Consider the following 2,860-nt stretch of genomic DNA (forward strand, 5'->3'; position numbering starts at 1 on the left):
CCGACTGGACCTGCATGTAATTTCCTTGTTTATGTTACAAACGCAGGAGCCATAGATGATCCAACAAATGATACAGTATCTGTAATTAACACCGGAACAAATACAGTTGTTGCTACAATCACTGTAGGTAATGCACCTCTCGAAGTAACCGTTTCTCCAAATGGGACTCGCGCTTATGTTACTAATATTTTTTCTAATACCGTTTCTGTTATTAATACGGCTACGAATACAGTTATTGCTACCATCCCTGTTGGATCTAATCCAATCGGTGTAGCTGTTTCTCCAAATAACACAACTGTTTATGTTGGAAATCACGGTAACAATACGGTCTCTGTTATTAATGCTGCTACTAACACAGTTGTTGCTACCATTCCTGTTGGCAACGCTCCACAAGGAATCACTGTTTCTCCAAATGGGGCCTTTGCATATGTTGCAAACGAATTAAGCAACAATATTTCTGTTATTGATACTGCTACGAATACAGTTATCGCTACCATTCCTGTTGGCATTCGTCCTAGAATAATCGTCTTTACACTAGATGGCACTCGTGCCTATGTCACAAATCAAAATAGCAATACTGTTTCTGTTATTGACACCACTACGAATTCCGTTGTTAATACAATTAGCGTAGGTTCTGAACCGGTTGGTATAGATATTACACCAGATGGCACTCGTATTTACGTTGTAAATAAAGTAAGTAATAATGTATCAGTAATAAGTGTGGCGACAAATACTGTAATGGATACAATTCCTGTTGCTTTATCGCCGGATCAAGTAACGATCATACCAGACGGCACCCTCGCATACGTTACAAACCAAGGTAGTAATACTGTTTCTGTTATCAATACTGCTACAAATACGGTTATAGATACGGTTCCAGTAGGTGTTGCCCCAACTGGTATAGCAACCGGAACTATTTGTGAATAATATAAAAAACAGAGGGACAAAAAATATGTCTCTCTGTTTTTTATTTTTTGTGCTCCTTAAAAATTTCATATTATCTTATGTATACTTCTATACATTTGTTTGTAAAACCCATTGTATTAAAAGAAGTAACCGAGTATCTTTACGAGCTTAAATAGATTCACAAATTATCTATATCACGCTCTAACCTTATTTTCATAACCTCCTATTCACCACCCTATAAAATTTCACAAAATAAAAAAGCAGCTGTTATGCTACATTATATTCGTTTTATCCCCAAGAAAAATGATAAATATATTCTCCCGTTACACTTTGATTAATCCCAATAATTCTAGCAAACCTCATTAAGTCCGCTCCTTGAAGAAAATACATCGCAAGTGTAATTGGCACTTGTGACCACATGAATTGATAAAACTCTTCGACTCTTTGGTTTGTTGAAACAATTAAATCATTTACAGGCCCTTGATTCCATACAGAAGTTCTAACTAAATTAAACGGAAGATCTTTCCCATTAACCACTATTCGCGCCATACTTTGAGTTATGTCCACATCAATTCCCTCCATCATTACAAAAATTGGACCTGTGTATTTACTCCTTTCTTTATAAATATTCTTAACCTTCATAAATGTCTAAGGCAAACCTCTATTTTTGCTTCTATTCAAATGAATTTATTTCACACAGTAAACAGGCAAATGAAATTTCAGTATTACTCTCCTTCAACTTCCGTATCATTTACCCCCTTATTCAACTTGACAATCCGGTATGCAAAATTACATATCTTATTATCTCAATATCACTTTATTTACTACCAGTTGATAGAAAAACATTCAAACCAATTGATAAATCAACGTTTGTAATTTAATTCCTTATTTTAAATTCCACTCCTTTATTTTTAAACACTATATTCGAATAATTATATTGGAATTTCTTGTTGTATACACATCTATCTTTTTCATGTATTATATACGAGAAGAGTAAGGTAAGAGTTACTCTTTGCCATTTTAGGAAAGGTCCTGTTGGAAACAACAGGACCTTTTTTCGTATTTGCAAAAGCAATCTTAATTTTCTCATTCCTTACATCTATCGCTTCCCTAAATACATTTTCAACCATTTCAGATTTAATCTCCCAAATATAAGATGCTATACGGACTCTTCTGAGTAAACGGCTACTCGTACTATGTGGGCTTCTCTTTACATACCCAACTTTACAATCCATCCCTACCGATTTATTGTCGTTAATCTTTTTAATTACCATAGATTTTTTGACTATTTCTTGAACATGATTTGTATCAACTTTCATTACTAATTCCTTTCTAACATAATTACTCTTCGTGTTAATTCATTAATCGTTTGTTGCAGTCCAGTAACTCAAATTCTTAATTCAACAATAATAAATCTTTTTTAATTTTTCACTTTCTCTAGACCTTTTGTTTTGTTTAAATGGACTAATCTATTAATTCTATAAAATCAATTAATTCAACTATTACATATTAATAATCCCTTCATATACTATAGTAGATTGCTAGAAAGGAGGCGTAACCATGGATAGTTGCGTTGTATTTGTAAATGGACAACCTTTTTTAGTTCTTTCAGTAGCTGGTATCGAAATTGCTAGATTAGAGATTTCGCTTCAAGTAGCATTGGCTCTAAGAGTGCTTGGAATACCAATTTGTGATTAATTACCACATCCAAAAAAAGAGAGCATTAGCTCTCTTTTTTTATTTTCCCTATTATCCCTGAACAAAAAAGAGCGCTTTTCTTCAAAGCACTCTTTCCAAAGAATTTACCAATTTCGACGATCATCATGATCATGATCACGTTCATGATCACGTCTACAACGACTGTCATCACAATCTCTGTGTCTGCATCTGCCGAACATTAAATCATCCCAAAATCTATCACAATCTCGAAAATTATTATTCCATCCCATAAATA

General features: G+C 33.8%; 4 protein-coding genes. 2 read left to right on the forward strand and 2 right to left on the reverse strand.

Translation table 11 applies throughout. The features are described from left to right. The coding region (locus tag MR079_RS28035) for a YVTN family beta-propeller repeat protein (protein ID WP_242295058.1) at positions 1-927 on the forward strand (927 nt) is incomplete at its 5' end. Positions 928-1,194: 267 nt separating this feature from the next. On the opposite strand, the gene MR079_RS28040 is transcribed toward MR079_RS28035, so the two are convergent. Then, positions 1,195-1,548 (reverse strand): hypothetical protein, encoded by a 354-nt coding sequence (locus MR079_RS28040; protein ID WP_087952446.1) that lies wholly within the window; start codon positions 1,546-1,548, stop codon positions 1,195-1,197. 329 nt (positions 1,549-1,877) lie between these two features. Continuing rightward, positions 1,878-2,225 (reverse strand): terminase small subunit, encoded by a 348-nt coding sequence (locus MR079_RS28045; protein WP_139867275.1) that lies wholly within the window; start codon positions 2,223-2,225, stop codon positions 1,878-1,880. A 241-nt stretch (positions 2,226-2,466) separates the two neighbouring features. Here MR079_RS28045 and MR079_RS28050 point away from each other — a divergent pair, with 241 nt between their 5' ends. Further along, on the forward strand, positions 2,467-2,604 hold the full coding sequence (locus MR079_RS28050; RefSeq protein ID WP_000376554.1) for a DUF3956 domain-containing protein: 138 nt from the start codon (positions 2,467-2,469) through the stop codon (positions 2,602-2,604). Positions 2,605-2,860 lie beyond the last annotated feature (256 nt).

Source organism: Bacillus cereus group sp. BfR-BA-01381, assembly GCF_022663555.1.
GTDB classification, from domain to species: Bacteria; Bacillota; Bacilli; order Bacillales; family Bacillaceae_G; genus Bacillus_A; species Bacillus_A pacificus.

Excerpts from the sequence above, each read along its gene's own strand:
- MR079_RS28050 (WP_000376554.1), top strand. The coding sequence starts at position 2,467 with ATGGATAGTTGCGTTGTATTTGTAAATGGACAACCTTTTTTAGTTCTT.
- MR079_RS28040 (WP_087952446.1), bottom strand. The coding sequence starts at position 1,548 with ATGAAGGTTAAGAATATTTATAAAGAAAGGAGTAAATACACAGGTCCA.
- MR079_RS28045 (WP_139867275.1), bottom strand. The coding sequence starts at position 2,225 with ATGAAAGTTGATACAAATCATGTTCAAGAAATAGTCAAAAAATCTATG.